The 6,178-nt window shown below is 40.7% G+C and carries 7 protein-coding genes and 2 pseudogenes; 1 reads left to right on the top strand and 8 read right to left on the bottom strand.

Annotation, left to right across the window (positions count from 1 at the left end):
- Positions 1-168 precede the first annotated feature (168 nt).
- The 7 genes and pseudogenes from CIK98_RS08200 to CIK98_RS08180 all read right to left on the bottom strand — a co-directional run.
- Positions 169-1,245 (bottom strand): acyltransferase family protein, encoded by a 1,077-nt coding sequence (locus tag CIK98_RS08200; RefSeq protein WP_094383761.1) that lies wholly within the window; start codon positions 1,243-1,245, stop codon positions 169-171.
- A 27-nt stretch (positions 1,246-1,272) separates the two neighbouring features.
- On the bottom strand, positions 1,273-3,000 hold the full coding sequence (locus tag CIK98_RS08195) for an ATP-binding protein (RefSeq protein WP_094383760.1): 1,728 nt from the start codon (positions 2,998-3,000) through the stop codon (positions 1,273-1,275).
- A gap of 113 nt (positions 3,001-3,113) precedes the next feature.
- The gene (locus CIK98_RS18920) at positions 3,114-3,242 is read right to left on the bottom strand and encodes a hypothetical protein (protein ID WP_256387763.1); all 129 of its coding nucleotides are present in this window, start codon (positions 3,240-3,242) and stop codon (positions 3,114-3,116) included.
- Positions 3,243-3,290: 48 nt separating this feature from the next.
- The gene (locus CIK98_RS08190; RefSeq protein WP_094383759.1) at positions 3,291-3,794 is read right to left on the bottom strand and encodes a DUF6169 family protein; all 504 of its coding nucleotides are present in this window, start codon (positions 3,792-3,794) and stop codon (positions 3,291-3,293) included.
- Positions 3,791-3,922 carry a hypothetical protein gene (locus CIK98_RS18915; protein WP_256387762.1) on the bottom strand — a complete coding sequence of 44 codons (132 nt, stop codon included), beginning with the start codon at positions 3,920-3,922 and terminating at the stop codon, positions 3,791-3,793. The genes CIK98_RS08190 and CIK98_RS18915 overlap by 4 nt, the downstream gene beginning before the upstream one ends.
- A 107-nt stretch (positions 3,923-4,029) precedes the next feature.
- The gene (locus tag CIK98_RS08185; RefSeq protein ID WP_094383758.1) at positions 4,030-4,335 is read right to left on the bottom strand and encodes a PD-(D/E)XK nuclease domain-containing protein; all 306 of its coding nucleotides are present in this window, start codon (positions 4,333-4,335) and stop codon (positions 4,030-4,032) included.
- Between the two features lie 34 nt (positions 4,336-4,369).
- Positions 4,370-4,687: pseudogene (locus CIK98_RS08180) on the bottom strand (AAA family ATPase); the annotation flags it as partial.
- A gap of 395 nt (positions 4,688-5,082) precedes the next feature.
- Between CIK98_RS08180 and CIK98_RS17645 the strand changes: the two are divergent.
- Entirely contained in the window at positions 5,083-5,283 is a 201-nt protein-coding gene (locus tag CIK98_RS17645; RefSeq protein ID WP_141210473.1) for a hypothetical protein, read from the top strand.
- A gap of 449 nt (positions 5,284-5,732) precedes the next feature.
- Here the strand turns inward: CIK98_RS17645 and CIK98_RS08175 are convergent.
- A pseudogene (locus CIK98_RS08175) lies at positions 5,733-5,864 on the bottom strand (DUF4248 domain-containing protein); the annotation flags it as partial.
- Positions 5,865-6,178: the final 314 nt, after the last annotated feature.

Below are 6,178 nucleotides of genomic sequence, written 5' to 3'. Positions count from 1 at the left end.
TCAATGAGATACACAAATTTTCAAAGAACTAATTCTATTACTAAAACGTTAAATATCAGAGCTTTAAATTAACATTTCAAACAGGGCTAATCCAGTGCGTTTTTGGAACGACAAACTGGACACCCTATTTGTTAAATCTATGTGATGACAATTGGATATGATTTGTCATCATCTCTGTTTGAACTTTTCAATATTACCAATATAAACTATGTCTTTCTGTGCAATGAGATATGGAACTGTTTTCAGAAATATCCAACATAAAACCATTGATATAATGACAGAACATGAGAATGTTAGAAGATCAATAAGTATCACTTGTTGTTGACTTATATGTGTCTCAAAAAACAACCTTAAATCTTTAAAAAATAAATAATGGGTGCCTAAAAATACGATAGAATATCGCCCTATTTTTGTGATAATGGGAATTGTGCCTATGACTTTGGTAAACATCAGAATTCCTATTACACCCATAAAAGCAGGAAAATATATGTGGAATAGAGATGTTTTGAAATTATTGATACGATAATCAATATCTCCACTGGCTGTGATTAAAGCGATGCCTATCATAACAAGAGATAACGACAGGTATATCAGTCTGTTGTAGTCTTTCTTGAAGAAGTCTGTTCTTGACATTATGATATGTCCGAAGATGAGGAAAGGAGTAGCCGTGAGTGATGAGTCCAGGAAAAAGGGAAGGTCGATTCCCATTCTATTACATCTAATGCCGCAGAATCCCGCTAATAACGATAAGACAATTTTTGATGTTATTTGGTATTTGCAGAAACAGGATGAAATTTTCTCAATAAGCATGAATATGAGATAAACGTCAAATAATGAGAACAGAAACCATACCGGAGAATTGATGAATTGCCCGGCAACGTCTCCGGTTATTACATAATACAAAGGGGAGAAATACGTGAAATCCGTGTTTTCTATTAGTGACTTTACATATCCGACCGTGTTTCCCAATAGGATAAAGAAACAAAACGGTATAATAAGTCTATTAATTTTCTTGTTAAGGAATATTTGTGGACTCTTGATGGATACGAACAGTCCTGCTATTGTGTAATACAATGGCATACGTGTTGCTCTAAGCATATCTCTTAAAGCAGGACTCAAATCCATAATATGTTCAGTGGTATGATATAAGATTACCAAAAGGATACATATTCCTTTGGCGGTGTCTACCCATTTTAATCTTGGCTTTGCACTCTGACTGTCCATTTCTTTTACAATTTTAAACATCCTTTGAGGCTGTTTGTTTATGACAAATCAAATCTCTTCCATCCTCACCATCTCCCATCCGCAGAACTGCATGATTATCTTGTGCATCTGTGTGCCTTGACGCAGGGCCTCAACACGGGGAGCTATGGCATAACCATTTATTTGTTCTACGGCCTCTGCCCATTGATTGGCAGCCTTCTCTTCTGAATAATCAGACTTTGAGAGATATTTCAGTTCGAGAATGTAGCTGTGGTTTGCCTGATAGTGGGTCATATTGGGGAGTAGGAAGAAGTCGCAATAGCCATGGTTGAGCTCAACCTCGGGAGCAGTGATGTAGTAGTCGTTGAGGCTCAGGTAGGCGAGGAAGAACCCCTGAATGTTACGTTCGCCCTCGATGGTGTCGCGAACAGAGGAGAGTTGCTTGTAGCAGTCGGCCATGTATTGAAGCGGTTCTTGCCAAAGACCATCCAAGGACATCTTAACAAATGCGATTTGAAGTTTGTTGACATTCACAATCTTATATTGTGCGTATTGCTTCAATATATAATTGTAATATTGCATACGGACGTTGTTGTTAGGAATGCCTAACGAAAGCATCGTTCCATATCTTCCCTTAATGGTCAGCATACCATAATAGAAAAGCAGGCTTGGGAATGTCTCAGGGTCGGTTATCTCGTTGGCTGAGAACGAGGGGACGAGTGTGGCGGCTATCTCTCCTTTTTCTATTATCTCCATCATCACGCCCTTGCGGTCTCCGTCGAGTTTGTCGAGCTGTATGAGCATGTTGAGCTTCTTGTAGTCGGTCTTCGTGTTCGGGTCGAGCATGATTTTTGGGGAATGCTTATAGGTGATATAATTGCGAAGATAGTACAACACCATGTCGCAGTTGAACACTCTTATGTTGCTTTCAAGACACTCCTCCGCAAAGCAGTAGTTGTCATACCACGGCTTCATCTCTGTTATCATTGCCTCAATATCAGAGTCGGCGGGCAGCTGTCCTGCCTCTTTGAAATAGTTGAACATCTGACGCACGTCTTCGGTGGAGAATCCGAGCATCTTGTCGAGTTCGGGTGACATCGACACGTTCCAGCCGATGTTGAAGCCGCTTGTGAGGTCGTCGAGAGTAACGGGGCTCACTCCTGTGAGGAAGATGCGTTCGAACATTCCCTTGAACTTCTTGAACACCTCACGATAGAATCCTGCAGCATGGGTCATGTTATGGTAGATTGCCTCCCCATGCTCGTTGAGCACGACATTGGTAAAGTTGTCGTATTCGTCGATAATGAGATACAGCGGCTGGTCATATTTCCTCGACATGTTCAGAAGTATGTTGAGTTTCCGAGTTGCGTTCTCGGCTCGTAAGAACTCATCAACCATTTCCTTTGGATAGTCGTTGCGGTAAGTATCGATGAAATCATTCAGTTGTATGCAGCAATAGCTGTCGAACTCCTTTTCTAATACGTCGATATTTCCGCCTATACGTGAGAAGTCAAGATACAGCACCTGATAATGATTGCGCAATGGAGTGGGGTGGCTGCCTATCCACAGGGTGCCAAAGAGGGTGTCGAAATCCTTAGCCTTCGACTTGTCGTAATATGCCCTCATCATACTGATGAAGAGACTCTTGCCAAATCTTCGGGGGCGGATGAAAATCAAGGTGTCCGGCTGTTTTTCCAATTCAGCCAGATACATAGTCTTATCGACATAATATAACCCACGATCTATCACCGACTCGAAATCGGCCACTCCGTATGGTATTTGCTTTACTGTTTCCATTATTGTAAAAGTCTTAGTTACATTTATTCCACTACCTCTTCGCACGCCACCATCTCAACTCCGCGATATACCCCATACACCTTATGGAGCGTGGTTGTGCCAATCTGCTGTCTTTAATTCCAACTGGCAAGTATGCTGCATATCTTATCGACATAGTAATAGTTGTCTTCGCGAATTGCCACGAAGTTCATCATGCCGTAGGGAATACCCAGTGGTTTGCTCTTTATGCTATTTTCATTCATATCGTGTCATTTTTAGCTGAACACCGTTTTGTTATGTTCTTCTCTTGATCATTCAGGTTTGTCACTGGCTGACAATAATTTTGCTTGTTCATTAAAATCTGTGATAATGTCGTAAATCTTGGGATTCCTATTCTCAACAATAATTCCGATAAATAAGCCTTGCCCCTCAACACTTGTAAATGCCTTACATATTGTGAATCGCTCTTTATTAGCATATTTTTCAAACCAAGAAATGAACAATCTATTTCTAATACTTTCACGTCCATCACTTGTGTCACACATATAAAGCAAAATTTCCAAGTTAGACCTGAAGAATTCATCAATAATGGCAAGAATTGTTTTTTCTACCTTAGGGTCATGTTTACTTCTAATTTCATCAATTTTTCTAATAATTAATTGATAGGTTTCACATTCGCCAAGAACAATATCTTCTTTATTGAAACTCACACTATAGTGAATTCCAAAATCTGTAATAAACCTGAAATCAGTCCCCGATAAAATTAAATTGTACGGAGATTCTTCACGAATGCGTGATAAAGAAAACTTTATCATAATAGCACAACATTACCGGTGATTCCTTCATTTGCCCACTCGTCGGCAGTTCTCTTGCGAGCCTCTTCCTTATTTTGCCAGGCCTTTTTTAAGGCTTTGAGCAATTCTTCTTTTGTCATTTTTGCCATATTCTTATTTTTTTCGGCAAAGATAATGAATTTATATCATTTCGCCAAATAAAATATTCTTTTTTTACTGTTTTATTGTAAATAACTACCATTATACTGATAAGTTACTATTCCACTACCTCTTCGCATGCCACCATCTCAACTCCACGATATACCACATACACCTTATGGAGCGTAGTCGTGCCAATTTGCTCTTTGGCGTTCACAGTGTCGGCATAGCGGCATACTTGGGCTTTTGCCTGCTCGATGGTGGAAGCCACCTGGGCGTCTGTCGCCTTGCTGTTGAGATATTTCAACTCGACTATGTAGGAGTGCTCCATATCGTTGTATATCTCCTGGCGAGGACGGAGGAAGATGTCGGCATAGCCGTTCTGATTGTCAAGTTCGGAGATGGGACGGTAGAACCGGCACATGCTTGTCAAGGCAAGGGTGAAGCCATGCACAAATTATCACTGCAAAGTTGAGGTTCATGACGAGATACTTGTTGCGGTTGGACGTTGGGTTCTTGCCTATATACAGGTTGCCATAAAGTCGCTCAAACTTGTCAGCAGCATTGATGTCGTAGTAGTGGTGTAGCATCGACATGGTGAGACTCTTGCCGAATCGGCGAGGGCGGATAAAGAAGAAGTATCTGTTGGAGTTTTCTATCTTTTCTATAAATCGAGTCTTATCGACATAGTAATAGTTGTCTTCGCGAATTGCCACGAAGTTCATCATGCCGTAGGGAATGCCCAGGGGCTTGCTTTTTATGCCATTTTCATTCATATTGTGTCATTTTTGTCTTTTCATCTCCCGGTAGTTTGAGGAGTCTGTATCTCCATGGTCAGTAGTCTTAATTGCGTCTTTCCCATGTTATATGTATTTTCGAAAAGATAACAAAAATAGGTTATATTTCAATATGTGTTACCTCATATTTTAGATTAATTAATCTTTATACATTTTCTATAATACAAATCCTATGATATTTAAGGTAAACCGATTTGATTTCGAAACTTAACCCAACTAGCATAAGATGTTATATAAGTGCTTGAATATCAAAAACGGTATTACGAGAATTTGAGCTCAGATGAAACTCTGGAATAAGCAAGCGAATTCCGTTCGAAGTATTCGATTTTTATGATTTATTTAGAGTTACGTTTGAAAACAGCGAACTTGGACGTATGAAACGGCTTCTCCCTCTTCATGAGATGGCAGTGAACTTTGGTTTGGTGAGCAACCATCCAGTACGTAAGCGTGGCCAGAAGTCCTTCTTCTCCCCGAAGGGTAAAGTTGCATCACAAAGGTGTACCGCCAGCAGAAGAATCACTTCGACAGCAATGACCCCAGGTACGGAGGAAGAGAGGTTGATTAATGATTGTTGATTACTGATAATTAATTACTGATTATACTGCGCATCGGGCATCAGTCATCAGTCGTCACTTCATCAGATAAGCGAATTCTGTTGAGGGCTTGAAGTTGGGATAGGCTTTGGGGGTGGCGCCGGGCATCTGCTGTTATACTGTTGGCAATTATTCGCAAGCTCATCAGCTTCGCAGTTTCTGTTCAAAAGAAAGAGTTGGGTGGCAGTAAGTCAAAGAGCGATTGGGTTTCGTTTTCTGATTCAAAGGTACTACATTTTAATTTGGCGGATGCTCATGTTTGCTCATGTCTGCTCATATGGAGTGGGAGAGATGAAAGGGCTCTTGTCTGGTGATAACTGAAAGGGGGATTCAGATGGGAACTGAATGGGGTAGTCAGTTGGGAACTGAATGGGGTAGTCAGTTGGTAACTGAATAGGGCATTCAGTTGGGAACTGAATGCGGTGGTCAGTTTACGGATCACCAATGTAGTGCATGATGAGACGGACTTGCCTTGCTGTCAGGGTCTTGGTCTTCTTGTATGGCTGACCTATTTCCTCCAAGGCGGCAACGAGGTCGGGACAGTTGGCTATCCACATTCGTAACGATCGGACTGCCTATATAGGGGACTTGTCCGGGAAATACAAAAGGGCGAAAGATCTTCTATTCACGATTAAAAAATTAAAGATTAAAAAAATAAAGATTTTAAAAGCCAAGAAAATTAAAAATTTAAAGATTAAAAGATTAAAATCTTAGAAGCTGAAAGCTTAAAGATTAAAGGATTCATGGTGGCGCAAACGCGCAATGATGCAGGGGGGCTTTCTCTCGATGGTGGGCGGTCTTACATAAAGTAAAGACCCTACACTATGCAGGAGCTAGGCATCGATGATGTCAATCTAGGTTATGACACATTTGACAC

Source organism: Prevotella sp. P2-180, assembly GCF_002251435.1.
In the GTDB taxonomy this organism is placed as follows: domain Bacteria; phylum Bacteroidota; class Bacteroidia; order Bacteroidales; family Bacteroidaceae; genus Prevotella.
Note: the sequence above shows the minus strand (reverse complement) of the source record. Positions and strands in the feature narration are given on the sequence as shown.